At 60.2% G+C, this 18,053-nt stretch carries 15 protein-coding genes; 8 read left to right on the forward strand and 7 right to left on the reverse strand.

What is annotated here, in order from left to right; translation table 11 throughout:
- Nucleotides 1-6 precede the first annotated feature (6 nt).
- From ACIK7D_RS12335 to ACIK7D_RS12365, 7 genes are all read left to right on the forward strand, one after another.
- Entirely contained in the window at nt 7-903 is an 897-nt protein-coding gene (locus ACIK7D_RS12335; RefSeq protein ID WP_400156681.1) for an NmrA family NAD(P)-binding protein, read from the forward strand.
- Entirely contained in the window at nt 894-2,078 is a 1,185-nt protein-coding gene (locus tag ACIK7D_RS12340) for an LLM class flavin-dependent oxidoreductase (RefSeq protein ID WP_400156436.1), read from the forward strand. Before ACIK7D_RS12335 ends, ACIK7D_RS12340 begins: the two co-directional genes overlap by 10 nt.
- A gap of 92 nt (nt 2,079-2,170) precedes the next feature.
- The gene (locus ACIK7D_RS12345; protein WP_400156437.1) at nt 2,171-3,370 is read left to right on the forward strand and encodes a M20 aminoacylase family protein; all 1,200 of its coding nucleotides are present in this window, start codon (nt 2,171-2,173) and stop codon (nt 3,368-3,370) included.
- A 34-nt stretch (nt 3,371-3,404) separates the two neighbouring features.
- Nucleotides 3,405-4,994 carry an ABC transporter substrate-binding protein gene (locus ACIK7D_RS12350; RefSeq protein WP_400156438.1) on the forward strand — a complete coding sequence of 530 codons (1,590 nt, stop codon included), beginning with the start codon at nt 3,405-3,407 and terminating at the stop codon, nt 4,992-4,994.
- 444 nt (nt 4,995-5,438) lie between these two features.
- Nucleotides 5,439-5,777, forward strand: coding sequence for a DUF3088 domain-containing protein (locus ACIK7D_RS12355; RefSeq protein ID WP_400156439.1), 339 nt, complete (start codon nt 5,439-5,441; stop codon nt 5,775-5,777).
- A gap of 40 nt (nt 5,778-5,817) precedes the next feature.
- Entirely contained in the window at nt 5,818-7,413 is a 1,596-nt protein-coding gene (locus ACIK7D_RS12360) for an ABC transporter substrate-binding protein (RefSeq protein ID WP_400156440.1), read from the forward strand.
- Nucleotides 7,414-7,461: 48 nt separating this feature from the next.
- A complete protein-coding gene (locus ACIK7D_RS12365) occupies nt 7,462-8,814 on the forward strand; it encodes an LLM class flavin-dependent oxidoreductase (protein ID WP_400156441.1) in 1,353 nt (450 codons plus the stop codon).
- A gap of 16 nt (nt 8,815-8,830) precedes the next feature.
- Here the strand turns inward: ACIK7D_RS12365 and ACIK7D_RS12370 are convergent, their stop codons facing one another.
- The 7 genes from ACIK7D_RS12370 to ACIK7D_RS12400 form a co-directional block, all read right to left on the reverse strand.
- Entirely contained in the window at nt 8,831-9,802 is a 972-nt protein-coding gene (locus tag ACIK7D_RS12370) for a LysR substrate-binding domain-containing protein (RefSeq protein WP_400156442.1), read from the reverse strand.
- 37 nt (nt 9,803-9,839) lie between these two features.
- A complete protein-coding gene (locus ACIK7D_RS12375) occupies nt 9,840-11,078 on the reverse strand; it encodes an acyl-CoA dehydrogenase family protein (RefSeq protein WP_400156443.1) in 1,239 nt (412 codons plus the stop codon).
- A 70-nt stretch (nt 11,079-11,148) separates the two neighbouring features.
- A complete protein-coding gene (locus ACIK7D_RS12380; protein WP_400156444.1) occupies nt 11,149-12,204 on the reverse strand; it encodes an aldo/keto reductase in 1,056 nt (351 codons plus the stop codon).
- 18 nt (nt 12,205-12,222) lie between these two features.
- Entirely contained in the window at nt 12,223-13,158 is a 936-nt protein-coding gene (locus tag ACIK7D_RS12385; protein WP_400156445.1) for an ABC transporter ATP-binding protein, read from the reverse strand.
- Nucleotides 13,136-14,134 (reverse strand): ABC transporter ATP-binding protein, encoded by a 999-nt coding sequence (locus ACIK7D_RS12390; protein ID WP_400156446.1) that lies wholly within the window; start codon nt 14,132-14,134, stop codon nt 13,136-13,138. The genes ACIK7D_RS12385 and ACIK7D_RS12390 overlap by 23 nt, the downstream gene beginning before the upstream one ends.
- Entirely contained in the window at nt 14,131-15,126 is a 996-nt protein-coding gene (locus tag ACIK7D_RS12395; RefSeq protein WP_135397140.1) for an ABC transporter permease, read from the reverse strand. Before ACIK7D_RS12395 ends, ACIK7D_RS12390 begins: the two co-directional genes overlap by 4 nt.
- Nucleotides 15,123-16,112, reverse strand: coding sequence for an ABC transporter permease (locus tag ACIK7D_RS12400; protein WP_080829596.1), 990 nt, complete (start codon nt 16,110-16,112; stop codon nt 15,123-15,125). Before ACIK7D_RS12400 ends, ACIK7D_RS12395 begins: the two co-directional genes overlap by 4 nt.
- A gap of 270 nt (nt 16,113-16,382) precedes the next feature.
- On the opposite strand from ACIK7D_RS12400, the gene ACIK7D_RS12405 reads away from it, so the two are divergent.
- Nucleotides 16,383-17,990, forward strand: a complete 1,608-nt coding sequence (locus ACIK7D_RS12405; RefSeq protein ID WP_080819236.1) for an ABC transporter substrate-binding protein — start codon at nt 16,383-16,385, stop codon at nt 17,988-17,990.
- Nucleotides 17,991-18,053 lie beyond the last annotated feature (63 nt).

An 18,053-nucleotide genomic window follows, 5' to 3' on the forward strand; every position in this document is an offset into this window, starting at 1 on the left:
GGCGTCATGGCGGCCACCATTCTTGTGACGGGCGCAACCGGCAAGCTCGGCAGACGTGTCGTCAGCCGTCTTTTGCAGAAAGAGGCGGAGGTTCGGGTGCTGACCCGCAGGCGGGACGATGCGCTGAAGCTTTGGGGCGACAGGGTCGAGATTGCGGAGGGTAATTTTTCCGATCCGGCCAGCCTTAAAGAAGCCGCGCGGAGAATAGACAGGGTTTTCCTGCTTTCCCCCCTCGGAGAGACGCTGGCGGCGGACCAGAGGGCGGTTATCGATGCCGCTCTCTCCGCCGGTGTATCACGGATCGTGAAAATATCCGGCTCCGACTGGACCATTAGAAATGCCGCGCGCTCCATTTCGGGGGCGGCGCATGCTGAAGTCGAACGGCGTCTGGCCGAAAGCGGCATCGCGCATACCGTGCTGCGACCCAATGCCTGGATGCAGGTTGCGCTGGAACCCGTCGTCGCCGCACTGCGCAAGGGGGAGGATGTACCGGCCCGCTTTGGCAATGCGGCCGTTTCCTTCATCGATGCCGACGATATTGCCGATGTCGCCGTTCATGCCCTGACATCGAGCGCACCGGTTTCCGGCACTTTCGTGCTGACTGGCGGCGAGGCCCTGACGGCGCTGGAAATCGCCCGTATCGCTGCGCGCATCCTGCATCGTCCCGTTGGAGTTTCGCATAATGCCGCCCCGGCCTTTCCGCCGCATGTCGGTGCGTTCGAGCAGAAGGCGATCGGGGAATTCGGGCAGCTCATTCGCGAAAATCTCGCGGCATCCGTCAACGACATTATCCAGCAGACTACCGGCCGATTGCCCCGCAGTGTGGAAGATTATCTGCGCGCCCGGCTGGCGGCTGCTGCCCCGCAGGGCGACAATTCCGAAGGAGAAAAGACATGGCGCTGACCGTTCCGCTGCCTGAAGGTCCCGAGCTGAAAGGTCTGGAACTGAAAAGCCCGACCGATTTCGAAGACAGCCCGCTCAGCCGGGCGGTGAAGCAGCCGCTGATGCTGGGCCTGTTCCTTAATCTGCAGGACATCAATTTCTCCAGCCTGCCGACGAGTAACAGCTGGACCTTCGATTATAATGTCGAACTGGTGAAGCGCGCGGAGGAGTTAGGTTTCGAGATCGCCTTCAGCCGCACGCAATGGCTGCCCAAGGGCGGTTACGACGGTGAATCCTCGCTCGACAGTTTCATCGCGCTTGGCGCCATGGCGGCCGTCACGAAGAACATTCTGCTGATCTCCACCATCCACGTGCTTTATGGGCCGCTGCATCCGCTGCATCTCGCCAAATATGGTGCGACGCTGGATCATATCGCCAAGGGACGCTGGGGCATCAACATCGTCACCGGCCACCGCGCCATCGAACATGAAATGTTCGGCTGGCAGCGTATCGACCACGACAAGCGCTACGACATGGCCGGCGAATTGTTCGATGTGCTGCATCGCCTGTGGGGCGAGACCGAGAATTTTTCCTATGAAGGCAAGCTCAATCCCTGGGCGATCAACAATGGCTGGATCACGCCGAAGCCTGCTTTTGGACGCTCGCCGCTGGTGACGGCGACAGGTTCGCCCGCAGGCATCGATTTCGCGGCCCGTCATTCCGATCTGGTTTTCGTCACCTCGCCCGGCGGCGCGCATATAGACAGCGCGCTGGAAACGCTTCCCGATCATGTCGCAAACATTAAAAACCGCGCAAAGGCCTATGGCCGGCAGGTGAAGACGATCATCAACCCGATCATCGTCAGCCGCGATACGGAGAAGGAGGCGATTGCCTATGCGGATGCCATCGAGGGCGGAAAACCGCAGCCCGGCACCCGCGCCTTCGCCACCAATAATTACGACAGCGACGCCCATGCCTGGCGCGGCCGTGGCGATGCGCGCCATAAGCAGGGCCGCAATCTCGGTGGCAATATCGAGATCATCGGTTCGCCCGAGCAGGTGGTCGAGCAGCTTGTCGGTCTGAAAAAGGCCGGGATCGATGGGGTTCAGCTGAATTTCTACGATTTCCGCGAGGACCTCGACTATTTCGCCGAGCGCATTCTGCCTTTGATGAAGGAGGCTGGCCTGAGGCTCTGACACCTCTTCCGCCTCTGCTTTCCAGTTTTGAAGCTTGCACTTCGCAATCGCCGAGATTGCGAGAACGATATTTTTTGCCCTGAGGAGATACCGTGAATATCGCCGTCGATCCCGTCAAAACACCCGCTCCTAAAATCCTGGATCGGATCGGAACCTATGTTCCCGAACTCGTCTCCATTCGCCACGATCTGCACCAGCATCCGGAAATCGGTTTCGAGGAGGTCCGCACCTCCGGCATCGTCGCCGAAAAGCTCGCCTCCTGGGGCATTGAGGTGCATCGCGGTTATGGCACGACCGGCGTGGTCGGCGTGCTGCGCGGCCGCCATGCGGGCAACGGCTCCATTGGGCTTAGGGCCGATATGGACGCCCTGCCGATGCCGGAGGAAACCGGGCTGCCCTATGCGTCGGTCTATCCCGGCAAATTCCACGGCTGCGGACATGATGTGCACACCACCATCCTGCTCGGCACCGCGCGTTATCTGGCGGAAACCCGCGATTTCGCCGGCACGGTGGTGTTCATTTTCCAGCCGGCCGAGGAGGGTCTCGGCGGCGCACGCGCCATGATCGCCGACGGGTTGTTCAAGGACTTCCCCGTCGACGAGATTTACGGGCTGCACAATTCAACCCATGCCGCGCCCAATCACCTCAAGGTTTCGCCCGGCACCATTCTGGCGGGGGCGGATTTCTTCGATATCCGGTTAAGGGGCAGGGGCGCACACGCCGCTCACCCCGATGTTTCGCGTGATCCGGTGCCGGCGACGGGTGAACTCATTCAGGCGCTGCAGACCATCGTCAGCCGCAACGTGCCGCCGACCGATCCCGCCGTCCTGTCGATCACGCGCATCGAGGCGGGATCGGCCTATAACGTCATTCCCGAAACGGCCGCGATTGCCGGCACGGTGCGGGCTTTTTCCGACAGCGTGCGCGAAACCATAAGGGAGCGCATCCGCACGATTTCCGATCACATTGCCGCAGCGCACGGCCTCACCGCCGAGGTGGATATTCGCGACATATTCTCGGTTCTCACCAATGATGATGCATCGGTGGAGATCGTCGCCGGCGTGGCGCGTGAGGTTCTGGGAGACGAGCGCGTTTCCACCGAGCCCGGCCGCTTCATGGGCAGCGAGGATTTTGCCGATCTCCTGAAACACGCGCCCGGCGCGTTTTTCACCCTCGGCCATTCCGGCACGGTGCCCGCCCATAATTCCGGCTTCATCGTTGACGACGCCATCCTGCCGGTTGGCGCCACGCTGTTTGCCCGGCTGGTGGAAACCCGGCTGAAGCCTGCGTGAAGATTTAAAAACAAGCCTGCAAGAGGAAACATCCATGGATATTACAAGACGTAAGACATTGCTTTTGAGTGCAGCGCTAACCGGGGCCATGCTGTTGCCCTCCCTGCCGGCTCTGGCGGCCGAAACGCCGAAAAAGGGCGGGATCGTCACCCTTGCAGGCCTTGGCGAGCCGACGACGCTCGTGCCGCTTTCCGATTCAAATACGCGCACCCGCGCCATTTCCACGAAAATCCTTGAAGGGCTGGTGCGGTTCGACAGCGAGTTCAAACCGCACCCGGTTCTGGCTGAAAGCTGGGAAACATCGGCCGACGGGCTGCGCCACACCTTCAAGCTGCGCAAGGGGGTCAAATGGCATGACGGCAAGGATTTCACGTCGCAGGACGTCAAATTTTCCCTGCTGGCCTTCAAGAAGGTCGGTCCACGCGGGCGCATCACCTTCGCCAATATTGCCGATATCGAAACGCCCGATCCGCTGACGGCCGTGGTGGTGCTTTCCAAGCCCGCGCCCTATCTCCTGCGGGCGCTGACGGGTGGCGAAACACCCATCCTGCCGGCCCATGCCTATGCTTCGGAAAATTACAATGAAAGCCCGAACGGTAACGCGCCAGTCGGCACCGGCCCCTTCGTCTTCGAGGAATGGAAACGCGGCAGCTATGTGAAGCTGAAGAAGAATCCGAACTACTGGCAGGCCGATCTTCCCTATCTCGACGGTTTCGTGGCCCGTTTCGTCGCCGATTCGGCTTCCACCACCATTTCCGTTGAAACAGGCGAGGCGGATTATACCGCCGATGTGTCCTACAGCGATCTGGAGCGTCTGCGGCAAAATCCGAAGCTTGCGGTGGAGGTTTATACCGACTCCTATCTCAACAATGCCGCCGTCTTCGAATTCAATCTGGAGAACCCGATCCTTGCGAAAAAAGAGGTCCGGCATGCCTTGGCCCATGCCGCCGACCGCAATTTCATCAACGACGCCATCTTTTTCGGCACGGCGAAACCCGCCGGTTCGAACATCCCGGCCGTCTTCACCGCCTATAATGACGAGAAGCCTTTCAATTATCCCTTCGATCTCGCCAGAGCGAACGAGTTGCTGGACAAAGCGGGCTATCCGAAGGGTGCGGATGGCACCCGGTTTTCGCTGCGGCTGGCCTTCCTGCCTTCCGACGTCTTTCGCAAAACCGCCGAATATCTCCGCTCATCCTTCGGCAAACTTGGCGTGAAGGTGGATATTGTCGAAGGCGATCTCGCCACCTTCATCAAGCGGGTCTATACCGAGCGCGGTTTTGACCTGACGGTGAATGGCATCAGCCGGCTGTTCGATCCGACAGCGGGCGTGCAGCGCCTCTATTGGTCCGACGGGATCAAGAAACCCGCGCCTTACGTCAACGCCGCTCACTACAACAATCCAAAGGTGGATGATCTTTTCCGTGCCGCCGCGATTGAGGTGGACGAAACGAAACGGGCGGCGCAGTTCCACGATATCCAGAAAATCACCGGCGACGATCTGCCGAATTTCTCGATCGTCGCTTTGCCGACCGTCATTCTGCGCAATACCAGCCTGAAATCGCTCGTGACGACCATCGATATTGCTTATGGCGATCTGGCGACGGCCTGGAAAGACGAGTGAGTGTTTGTCAAAAGGGGGCATCCAAGCTCCGTCACCCCGGACTGGATCCGGCGTCCAGCGCGATCAAGTCCTTGATCGCAAGAGACTCTTCTCACGGCGCAGACGCGCCGTGGCTGGATGCCGGATCTAGCCCGGCATGACGGATGAGGGGGGCTGCGATCATCAACATTAACCCGGCAATTCTGCCGGGTTTTTTATTGCCGAAGTCCGCCTTCCACCCTGTTTGCACCTTCGCGCGGCAAGCCCGTTTTCGAGAAAAACTTTGCGCATGAAACAGGTCGGGCGAAACAGCGATGCCACCCGTGAAAATTTCGAAAAAATAAGTTTCATCAATAATTTAGCGCAAAGCATTTCTTCGCCGCGAAGCAAGAATTGCTTTCTGGACCGACGCTTTGGCGGCCTGCACTGTGAGCTGGAAATCTCACCCTCACATGGATGGATGCCATGGCCAAGGATACGCTTTTTTTGATTGCCCCCGGTTTTGAGGACCCAAAGCACCCCGGTGTCCGCTTCGTCTGCCCGCATTGTAACCAGATCGAAGGCCTGCTTGCCGCCTTTCCTGATCTTGCTGCCGGGATCGATATCCGCCGCGTCGGTTTCCAGCGCCCGCGTGAGGCTGTCATCGCCGCCGTGGGAGAGGAAAACCAGTCGCTGCCGTTGTTCGTCTTTGCCGGCGACGCGCCCGGCGACGCTACGGCCAAGGGCGAGACGCACTTCATTCAGGACACCAAACGCATTTTGCAAATTCTCGCCGAGCGCCAGGGGTTCCCGCAGCTGCACTGAGTTGCCGCGCCCGCATATCGGATTTTTTTCGGAGACAGACATGACCATTTCCAGACGCCAGTTTCACAAAATTGCACTCGCTGTCGGGGCGTTCGTCGCGCTTCCGGGCGGTTCCTTTGCCGCTGCCGAAGAACCGGTTTCGGGCGGTACGCTCAAAATCGTCTATTTTCCCGAGCCGACACAGCTTGTGGCGATCAACACCAGCGCCGGCGGCCCGCAATTCATCGGCTCGAAGATTTACGACGGGCTTTTGACTTACGATTACGAGCTTTCGCCCAAGCCGAGCCTCGCCAGGGAATGGAGCGTTTCGGCCGATGGGCTGGAATATGTCTTCCATCTGCAGCCGAAGGCGAAGTTTCACGACGGCAAACCGGTGACATCGGCAGATGTGGAATTTTCCATTCTGCGGCTGAAGGAAGCCCATCCGCGCGGCCGGGCGACGTTCGCGAATGTCGAGAGCGTCGATACCTCCGATCCGCTGGTCGCGAAGGTGAAGCTTTCCAAGCCGGCGCCGGGCCTGATTACCGCGCTTGCCTCGTCGGAATCGCCAATCGTGCCGAAGCATATCTTCGAGACCTTCAAGCCGACAGATAATCCGAAACCCGCCCAGATCATCGGCAGCGGTCCTTTCGTGCTGAAGGAATGGGTGCCCGGCAGCCATATCCTGCTGGAGAAAAACGCCGATTATTGGGATGCGCCGCGCCCCCATCTCGACCGCGTCATCATTCGCCTCATCAACGATGCGGGCGCCCGTGCTGCCGCACTGGAAACCGGGGAAGGGGACATCGGCCCCAACCCGGTCGCACTAGCCGATCTGGAACGGCTGAAATCCATTCCGACGCTGAAGGTGGATGACCGCATCTATGCCTATGCCGGCCAGCAGAACCAGCTGGTGATCAACCTTGAGAACGAATATCTCAAGGAATTGAAGGTCAGACAGGCCATCGCCCATGCCATCGACGTTCCGGCGCTCATCGATACCGTGCTTTACGGTTATGCCGTGCCGTCGCCGACGCCGATCAGCCCCGGCCTTGCGAAGTTCCACAATCCCGATATCGGTTTTGCCAAGTTCGACGTCGCGCAGGCGGAGAAATTGCTGGATGAGGCAGGCTTCCCGCGCAAGGACGGCGGCAAGCGCTTCAAGCTTCGGGTTACCACCAACCCCTTCAACCCGCAGACCTATTCGGATTTCATCGCGCAGGCGCTGTCGAAGATCGGCATCGAGGCGGATATCCAGAAATTCGATTTCGGCACCTATGTGAAGGTGGTCTATACCGACCGCGCCTGGGACCTTTCGGTGGAGTCCCTCTCCAACACTTTCGATCCAACTGCCGGTGTGCAGCGTGTCTACTGGAGCAAGAACTTCAAGATCGGCCTGCCGTTCTCCAATGCCAGCCATTACGCCAATCCGGAGGTGGACCGGCTGCTGGAAGCGGCGGCAGTGGAGCCGGATATCGAAAAGCGTGCGGCCTTGTTCAAGGAATTTCAGGCTGTCGTTGCCAGGGATCTTCCCGTCATCAATCTTGTCTCTCCCATCCAGCCGGTCGTCGGCAGCGTGCGCATCAAGGACTATGCGACAGGCGCAGAGGGGCTGAGCGGCAATCTCGCCAAAGCCTGGGTGACGAAGGAGGCGTGAGCCTCCTTCGGTTTCAAGCCGCATCAGAGCGAATAAGAGGTCATTTCCATGAGCAGAAAATCCGAAAAGCTGGTTCTCAATGCCTTTATCTATCCTGGCGGACATCATGAGGCGGCATGGCGGCATCCGGATTCAGAGCCCCATCGCGTCACCGATATAAAGCTCTATCAGGATATCGCCCGCAAGGCCGAAGCGGCGAAACTGGATGCCATCTTCTTTGCCGATGCGCCGGTGCTGGACGCCAATATCCGCTACGCCGCCCGCCACCGGCTGGAGCCGATCACCATGCTGGCGGCGCTTGCCGCCGTCACCGAAAAGATCGGTTTCATCGCCACGGCCTCTACCACCTATTACGAGCCCTACAATCTCGCGCGGCTGTTTGCGTCCGTCGATCATATCAGCGGCGGCCGGGTTGGCTGGAACATCGTCACGACTTCGGCCGATGCTGCGGCCGGTAACTTCAATCTCCAGAAACACCCGCCGCATGCCGACCGTTACCGTCAGGCCATCGAGTTCGTCGATGTGGTGACGAAGCTCTGGGACAGCTGGGAAGACGATGCCATCGTCGCCGACAAGGAAAGCGGTCTGTTTGCCGAGACAGACCGCATCCACCCCGCCAATCACGATGGCGAGTTTTATCGGGTACGGGGCGCGCTCAACGTGCCGCGTTCACCACAGGGCCGGCCGGTCTATGTGCAGGCAGGCTCCTCGGAGGAAGGCCGTGGTTTTGCGGCTCACTATGCTGAGGCAATCTTTACCGCGCATCAGACTCTGGAGAGTGCGCGGTCTTTTTATTCTGACATCAAGCGGCGCGTGGCGGCCACGGGGCGCAACCCCGCCCATGTGAAAATCCTGCCTGGTATCAGCCCCTTCATCGCCTCCACCGAAGAGGAGGCGCGCAAGCTCGAGGCCTCCTTCAACGATCTCATCCAGCCCGCTTTTTCGCTGGGGCAGTTGCAGCGCATCACCGGCATAGACCTCTCATCGGCCGATCTCGATCAGCCCTTGCCGCAGGAGGCGGTGGAAGCGACACGGGCGCAGGCGGATAGCAGCCGACACCAGCTGGTTCTTGATGTCATCGACCGGGAAAACCCGACGATCCGGCAATTGTTGCACCGGCTTGCCGGCGGGCGCGGCCACAAGGTGATTTCCGGAACGCCGGAACAGGTGGCGGACTGGATAGAGACCTGGTTCCGCGAAGGCGCAGCCGATGGCTTCAACATCATGCCGCCATGGCTGAATGGCGGGTTCGATATCTTCGTGGATGAGGTGGTGCCGATCCTGAAGCGGCGTGGCCTGTTCCGTGAGGATTACGAAGGCGATACGCTGCGCGACCATTATGGCCTGCCCCGGCCGGATAATATCTACGCGGCCAGAGAGTTGCAAAGGGAACGCGCCTGAGGTGGGACGGGCGTGTTCAGGCGGCGGCTTCGAGGGAGCGTATATCCTCGCGCAACAGAGCGAGTAGAGATGCGACCTCCGGCAGCCGCCGCCTGTCCGGACTGGTCAGCAGGTGGTAACGGCTGGCAGTCGGCTGCGGTGAGCCAAAGGGGGCGATCAGGCGGCCGTTTTTCAGCTCTTCCGAAATCAGCGAGTGGCGCGCGAGGCCGATGCCATGGCCGGACAAGATTGCTTCTATCAGCGCCGTCTGGCGTGAAAAACGCGGACCGGTCGCCGAAAGCCGGAGTGGAATGCGGCAGGCGCGCAGCCAGTTCGCCCATTCGAAGGCGGCGTCCAGGCCATTGCCGCGCAACATCGCAAAGCCGAGATTTCGCAATTGGGCGGGCTCGCCTGCAAGCTCATGGCGGGTTGCGAACTCGGGAGTGCAGACTGCGCTGACGGTGTCGGCGAAAAGCGGCTCATGAATGAAGCCCGGAATTTGCGCGTGGGTGGCGACGATGGCGCAATCGGCATCAAAATGGGTGAGATCGACGGTTTCACCCTCGATGGATTCGATCGAAAGCTCGACGTCTCCGAGTGCCGGAACGATACTGCCCAGCCGCGGCGCCAGCCAGCGTGCGGCAAAGCAACCCTCCGCCAGAACCTTCAGCTGCGGTCGGGCATTCGAAACCATCAGGTCGGAAAGACTGCCGATCATGGTCTCGAAAGCATCGGCAAGGCCGGGATAAAGCGCGCTGCCGGCATCCGTCAGCAGCAATTCACCGCGCTGGCGGCTGAAAAGCGGCTGGCCGAGATGGGTTTCGAGAATTCGGACCTGCTGGCCGATGGCGGCGGTGGAGACATGCAGTTCCTCCGCTGCCCGCGAGAAGCTCGCATGGCGGGCGGCCACGACAAAGGCGCGCAAAGCGGTCAGCGGCGGCAGGCGGGAAAGTGTAGGCAGGCGAAAAGCTGCCCGGCTCGCGGCGGGAGCGACAAACTCCGTTCTCATTGCTGTTCCTCCTTTGCCGCCTGCATCTTCCGCATGGTCAGAACACCCGGCCTTCCCTGAGATGCGTCGTGGTGCCATTGAGGTAATAGTCACCAATCACCCGCGCCTTGTGGGCAAGTGGATTGTGATTGTAGACAGTGCGGATGTTGCGCCAGTGACGATCGAAATTCCGGTCGCTCGAGGTCGCCGAGCCGCCGCCGAGCTCATAGAGGTTGGTGGCGACGGTCAGCGAAAGCTGCGAGGCGATGATCTGGGTGCGGGCGGTGGCGAGCGAGCCTTCCAGCAGGGCTGCCTCAATGGCCTCTTCATCACCATTTGCAAAGGCGGCAGCTGTTCTGTCGAGCGTTCGGGCCGCTTCGCGAATGAGCGTCTTGACGGCGAAAGCGCCGGCACTGATTTCACCCAGCATCTTCTGCACGAAGGGATCCTGATTGGCGGTTTCCGCAGCGCTGTGAAGCGTGGTGCGTGCCTGGCGCAGAACATATTCCACACCGTCATTAAGCGCGCCCTGAACGGCGCCGGCGGCAGACGCGGCGAGATGCAGCTGCCGCATGGCCGAGCTGTGGCGGCCGATCTGGGTGCCGAGCCTGCGGGTTGTCAGCTCATGCGGCAGCACCTCGACATTTTCAAGCAGCACGCCGCCGCTTGCGGTCATGCGCTGGCCCATGCTGTCCCAGTCGTCGAGAATGGTGATGCCGGTGCGATCAAGCGGAATGAGCACGCCGATCGGCTGCTCGTCATCGCCAATGGCGCTGAAGGTGCCGAAATCGGCAAAGGCCGTACCGGTCGCATACCATTTGCGGCCGTTCAGCCGGTAGCGGTCGCCATCGGCACTCAGCCGCGTGGTGATTTCGCCGGGGCGTTTGGTGCCCTGTTCGGTGCTGGCGCCCGCAAAGAGCTTGCCGGCGAGGACCTGTTCAAGATGCCGCCGGTCCTCCAGCTCGATGGGTGCAAGGGCGAGATTTTCGGTGAAATTGAAATGGCTGCGAAGCGCGTGCGGAATATTGCTGTCGGCTTCGCCGAGGATCATCAGCACTTCGATATAGTCGGCAATCGAGCCGCCCGGTCCGCCCTTGGCTTCGGGGACACGCAGCGTGCCGATCTTTGCCTCCTTGATAAGGGCGAAGATATCGAAGGGCATTTCCCGTTGACGCTCGCGGCGGGCGGCATCCCGGGCCGCGATAGCCGCAATGTCCTTTGCCCGGGCCAGGATTTCGTCACGGCTCGGCACGCCGGAATTATCGGTGGTGGTTGTCTGTAGTTTCGGATTGGACATTGCGGTTTTCCCGTGAGCGGATGTGAGGGCCTGCGGCACAATCGCGCCGCAGGCATGTTCGTCTGGACGATCAGGCGACCGCGCGCGGCTTGAGCGCCGGGCGGTGTGCGGCCTCGAGATTGCGCGGCACGCGGCCTTCGACGGGATGGCTCGGATCGTTGAAACCGGGTGTCGAGGGATGGCCTGTCGTCACAAGGCTGTCGACCAGTGCTTCATCTTCGGCATCGATTTTCACATTGAGGGCGCGGATATAGCCATTCCAGTGCTCTTCGGTGCGCGGGCCGGTGATGGCGGCGGTGACGAACTTGTTGTTCAGCACCCAGGCGAGCGCGAAATCCGCCGCCGAAACGCCCTTCGAAGCGGCATGGGCCGCGACCTTCTGGGCGATTTCAACCGATTCCGGACGCCATTCCGTTTCCAGAACGCGCTTGTCGCCCCGGCCAACGCGCGTATCGGCACCCGGCTGTTCGCCTGGCTGATATTTGCCGGTCAGTACGCCGCGTGCGAGCGGTGAATAGGACACGACACCAAGGCCATAATGATTGGCCGACGGCAGCTGCTCGGCTTCGGCGGTGCGGTTGACGATGTTGTAGAGCGGCTGGCTGGCAACCGGCCGGTCGATGCCAAGCTGATCGGCCAGATGCGAAATCTCGGCGATGCGCCAGCCACGGAAATTCGACACGCCGAAATAGCGCAGCTTGCCGGCGCGGATGAGATCGGCGATGGCGCGCACCGGCTCTTCCAGCGGCGCATCGAAGACGGCGCGGTGGAAATAGAGGATGTCGATATAGTCGGTGTTAAGGCGGCGCAGCGAATTTTCGACGGTCTCGATCACCCATTTGCGCGAATGGCCGCCAAGGTTCGGGCCCTTGGTATGGGAATTGACGAATTTCGTCGCCAGAACCCAGTGATCGCGCGTGGACTTGATGCCGCGGCCAACGACCTCTTCCGACTTGCCGTCGTGATAGACATCGGCGGTGTCGATGAAGTTGATGCCCTGTTCGCGCGCCTTGTCGATGATGCGGAAGGCCACGTCATCCGGTGTCGGGCCTCCGAACATCATCGTGCCGAGGCTCAGCGGTGAAACTTTCAGCGCGCTGCGTCCGAGATAGCGATAGTCGACCATTATGGTTGCTCCTTTAAGTTATTGGGCATGGTGGCAGGCCACTGCGTGGTTCTTGCCGAAAAGGGTGTAATCCGGCGCTTTTTCGCGACAGAGATCGGTGGCGAGCGGGCAGCGGGTGTGAAACCGGCAGCCGGATGGTGGATCGTGCGGGCTCGGCAGATCGCCGGAAATGGGCGCGGCCTGCTTGCGGCGGGCGGGATTGGGAACGGCAGCGAGAAGGGCGCGAGTATAAGGATGTTTCGGAGAAGCCCAGAGTTCCGATGTCGGGGCGCTTTCGACGATCTTGCCGAGATACATGACCAGCACGCGGTCGGAGAAATAACGCACCACGGACAGATCGTGGGAAACGAAGAGATAGGACAGCGAAAGCCGTTTTTTCATCTCCACCAGAAGATTGAGGATCTGCGCCTGTATCGACAGATCGAGCGCCGAGACAGGCTCGTCGCAGACCACCAGTTCCGGTTCCAGAACCAGTGCGCGGGCAATGCCGATGCGCTGGCGCTGACCGCCGGAAAATTCATGCGGATAACGGTCGAGCGAATCCGTGGGCAGGCCGACCTGCGCGACGATGGCTTCAACAATCTCCCGCTGGCGCGCCCGGTCGCCGATGCCGTGCACTTTCAGCGGCCCGGTAAGGATGGTGCGCACCGTCTGTCGCGGATTGAGCGAGGCGAAGGGATCCTGAAAGATCATCTGGATGCGGCGGCGTATGCCGCGCAGCTGCGAAGGCGTCATTGCCGTGACATCAGCGCCCTTGAAGGTGATCCTGCCGGATGACGGTTCGACCAGACGCATCAGCGACTTGCCGAGCGAGGATTTGCCGCAGCCAGATTCGCCCACCAGTGCCACGGTTTCGCCCGCCTCGATATCGAGCGAGACGTCATCGACGGCGCGCACGGTTCCGCGTCCGCCCGAGTAGTGGGTGGAAAGACTATGCACTGACAAGAGCGTCATTGGACACCTCCTGGGATGTGGGGGATACGAAGGGGCAGGCGGCGTAGCGGCCTTCCGAAATCGGCCTTAGCGGCGGCACGAACTGCCCGCAGAAACCACGGGCGCTCGGACAGCGCGGTCGGAAGGCGCAACCGCGTTCCCCTGTGGCGGAAACGATGGAGCCGGGAATCTCGATGAGCGGCCCGTCGCGATAATGCTGGCCATCTTCCGCGCGCGGCGAGGCGGCAAGCAGGCCGCGCGTATAGGGATGGTAGGGGTTGGAGAAAACCGGTTCCGGCAGCCCTTCCTCCACTTTACGGCCGGCATACATGACCATCACCCGGTCTGCCCATTGTGCCACGATACCGAGATCGTGGGTGATGAGGATGACCGCCATGTTGAGATCGCGGCGCAGATTGTCGAGCAGTTGCAGGATCTGCGCCTGTATCGTCACGTCAAGAGCCGTCGTCGCCTCGTCGGCGATCAGGAGTTTCGGATTGCAGGCAACGCCGATGGCGATCATCACACGCTGGCGCATGCCGCCGGAAAGCTGGTGCGGATAATCATCCACCCGGCGACTGGCATCGGGAATGTTGACGAGGTCCAGCAGCTCGATGGCGCGTTTGCGCGCCTGATGCCGGTCGATCTTCTCATGGATGCGCAGCACCTCGATGATCTGTTCGCCGACCGTCAGCACGGGGTTGAGCGAGGTCATCGGCTCCTGAAAGATCATGCCGATATCCTGGCCGCGAATGCCGCGCCATTGCCGCTCGGAAAGCGGCAGCAGATCGCGGCCCTCGAGCAGAACCCGGCCGCCGGTATTGGCGTGGGAGGGCAGGAGGCCGATCAGGCCAAGCGCCGTCAGGGATTTGCCGGAGCCGCTTTCGCCGACGATCGCCAGCATTTCGCCGGGGCTGACATCGAAACTGACGCCTTTGACCGGTTGGGTTGAGCCGAAGCTGACGGAGAGATCATGGACTTCGATCAGTTTGCTCATCGGCGTTCCTCCGAAAAACGGGGGTTGAGCGCATCGTTGAGGCCATCGCTGATGAGGTTCAGCGAAATGACGGTAAAGACGATGGCAAGACCGGGAAGGGCGGTCAGATACCAGGCCGTGCGGATGACATCACGGCCGGAACCGATCATCGAACCCCAGGAGACACGGTTGGGATCGCCAAGCCCCATGAAGGACAGCGCTGCTTCCATGAGGATCGCGCCCGCCACCATGACCGAGGAGGTGACGATGATCGGCGGCAGCGCATTGGGCAGGATTTCCTGAAAAACGATGCGCGCATGGCCATAACCCAGACTGCGGGCGGCGAGCACATAATCCTTTTCGCGAATGGCGCGGAATTCCGCGCGGGTAAGACGCGCAACGAGCGGCCAGGTGATGATGCCGATGGCTGACGTGACCGTGGTGACAGACGGCTGGGCGATGGCGACCAGTACCACCAAGAGCACGAAATTCGGCAAGGTCTGGAAGATTTCGATCAGCTTGACGAGGATGTCATCAATGACGCCACCAAAATAACCGGCGAAGGCGCCAACCGCGATGCCGATGGTGAGGCCGATCAGAGTTGCCACGACACCGACGGTGAGCGAGATGCGCGCGCCATGCACGATGCCGGCCAGAACATCCCGGCCCATGGAATCGGTTCCGAGCGGATAGGCCGCGTTCTGGCCCGGCCACAGGAACGGGCGGGCCACCATTTCCAGGGGATCGCCAGGATAGATCAACGGGGCGATCAGTGCGGTGACGATGACGGTGGCGAGAAACAGCAACCCGACGATGGCATTGGGATTGGTGAGGAAGATTTTCAGTTCGCGCCGCAGTCCACGTCGCGGCACGGAGACGGAGCGGGCCGAAAGCGCATCCGGCGCATGGATATAAGGCCAGGTCTTTTCTTCAGGCTTTTTCGGTTTGGGATTGGTCTCTTCAGCGCCAAGTTCCGCCGTGTTGAGAACCGCTGTTGTGTGGGAGGAATTCATCGGCTTTCTCCGATGCGGGGGTCGAGCCATGCCTGCAACAGGTCCACGGCCGCATTGACGATGATGACGACGAGGGAGGAGAGAAGCAGAATGCCGAGCAGCACGCTGAAATCCCGCGCCATGACGGCTTCGAAGGCGAGGCGGCCAAGGCCCGGCCAGCTGAAGACGGTTTCAACCACAACGGCGCCGCCGAGCAGTCCGCCAATATGCATGCCGGCCATGGTGGTGATGGGGATGAGCGCGTTGCGCAGGATATGGCGCGTGGTGAGCCTGAGCGGCGAAACGCCCTTGGCACGCGCTGTGCGTACATAGTCCTGGGATTTCACTTCCAGCATCGCCGCGCGGGTGAGGCGGGCATAAATGGCCAGAAAATAAAGCGCCAGCGACAGGGCGGGGAGCACGATGTAGCGAAGCCTGTCGAGAAAGGCGGCGAAACCGGTAAGGCTGCTGCCGATGGTGCTGTCACCGCCGGACGGAAGCCAGCCGAGCTTGACCGAAAAGGTCAGGATCAGCATCAGGCCGATCCAGAAACCCGGTACGGAATAAAAGATCAGTGAGCCAATCGAAATGATCCGGTCCGGCAGCTTGCCGGAGAAGAGCGCCATGATGGAGCCGAGGAACACACCGACGAAGATCGCGATACCAAGGGCTGCGCCCATCAGCGCAAGCGTGCCGGGCAGGCGCTGGCCGATAAGGTCTGCCACCGGCATGCCGTATCGCGGCGAAAAACCAAGGCTGAACTGGGCCAGATTGCCGAGATAGTTCATCAGCTGATGCAGAACCGGCAGATCAAGCCCGAAGCGGGAGCGGATTTCCGCCATGGTCTCGACGGTTGCCGAACCCGCTTCCGCCGCCAGGACATCGGCGGCATCACCCGGTGCCAACTGCAGCAGGAAGAAGTTCAGGATGACGATACCGAGAACCGTCGGAATGGCCTGAATGGCCACCCGTCTTGCCTGCGATAAAATCCGTTTCGAATTCGACATCGGCTCCAGTCCGTAAGCGTGGGAAACATAAAATCAGCCTCGAAAGGCGCGAGCATTAGTTGACTAATTTTATGGAATTTGTCAAAGAGTAATAGAATTATTTTCTGAAATTTACGGAAATACGCGTCATAAAGAAAAGATAATTCCTAATCATGAGAATGGTTGGTTCTTCATGCCAAACTCACTCTCCTCTGCGGAACAAACTTCTTCCTAAGCGCGACCGTTCAGTTTGCCGGTTTTTCGCCGGTTCAATCAAGGAGAGGGTATCGCATGACTATTTTCAACCAGACGACGCGGCGAGGTTTCCTGCTGGCCTCGGTGGCGCTTGGCGTGGTGTCTTTGCCGGGGCTGAAGCTCCTCGCGGCGGAGCCGGCAAGTGGTGGCACGGCCACCCTGCTCATCTCATCGGAACCGCCGGTGCTGACGACGATCGCGCATACGGCCTATAATTCCGTCTATATATCGCCAAAGGTGACCGAAGGTCTGCTGACCTATGATTTCGATCTCAATCCCAAGCCGCTGTTGGCCAAATCATGGGATGTGAGTGCAGATGGCCTGCGTTATACCTTCAAGCTGAGGCCTGGCGTGAAATGGCATGACGGCAAGCCGTTTACATCAGCCGATGTGGCTTTCTCCATCAATACCATCAAGGAAGTGCATCCGCGCGGCCGTAATACATTCCTGAACCTCACAAGCGTCGAGACGCCTGATGAGTTGACGGCGGTTCTGGTTCTTTCCAAACCAGCGCCATACCTGATAACGGCGCTCGCCGCCGCCGAAACGCCCATCGTGCCGAAACATCTCTATGAAGGGACGAAAGTCACCGAAAACCCGGTCAATCTCGCCCCTATCGGCACCGGCCCGTTCAAGTTCAAGGAGTGGGTGCGCGGCAGCCATATCGTTTTCGAGCGCAATGCCGATTATTGGGATGCGCCGCGCCCCTATCTCGACAAGCTGATCGTCCGCTTCATTCCCGACGCTTCCGCCCGCGCGATTGCCATTGAAACCGGCGAGATCGATCTCGCCCCCAGCACGCCGGTCGCCTATAGCGATCTCGACCGCCTGAAAGAGCTTCCGAGCCTCGGTTTTGAGACAAACGGCTATCAATATTCGAATTCCGTCAGCCGCGTGGAGTTCAATCTCGAAAAGGATGTGTTCAAGGATGTACGCGTCCGTCGCGCCTTCGCGCATGTGATCGACCGCAATGTCATCTTCAACACCGTTAATTACGGTTACGGCGCGACCATCACCGGCCCGATCAATCCGAAGCTGACGAAATGGTTCGTGGATGATCTGAAAACCTATCCGATCGATCTGAAGGCCGCCGAAGCGCTTCTCGATGAGGCCGGATACAAGCGCGGTGCGGATGGCATCCGTTTCAAGCTCAATCTGGATTATGTGCCCAGCACCGAAGCCTATCCGCGCGGCGCGGATTATATTCGCCAGGCGCTGGCGAAAGTCGGCGTCGACGTGACGGTGCGCACGCAGGATTTCGCCACCTATACCAAGCGCATCTACACGGATCGCGATTTCGATTTTGCCTATGAGGGCATGAGCAATCTCTTCGATCCGACCGTCGGCGTGCAACGGCTTTATTGGTCGAAGAACTTCAAGAAGGGCGTGCCTTTCTCCAATGGTGCGGCCTACAGCAATCCGAAGGTGGATGCGCTTCTCGAAGCCGCCGCCATCGAGATCGATCCGGACAAGCGCGTTGCGCAATGGAAAGAAATCCAGCAGATTCTCGTTGAAGACGTGCCTGCAATCGACATCGTCGCAGCACCAGAAATTACCATCTTCAACAAGCGTATCGCCGATCACACCATCGGTGCCGAAGGTGTGGCGGGAAGCCTCGCCTTCGCGCATATCGCCGCATCCTGATCGTTTCACCAGACCCGGCCCCCTTTGCTGCGGGCCGGGACCTTTCCCTTTCATCAAGGACAA

It is taken from the genome of Agrobacterium sp. P15N1-A (genome assembly GCF_044626815.1).
GTDB lineage: Bacteria > Pseudomonadota > Alphaproteobacteria > Rhizobiales > Rhizobiaceae > Agrobacterium > Agrobacterium leguminum.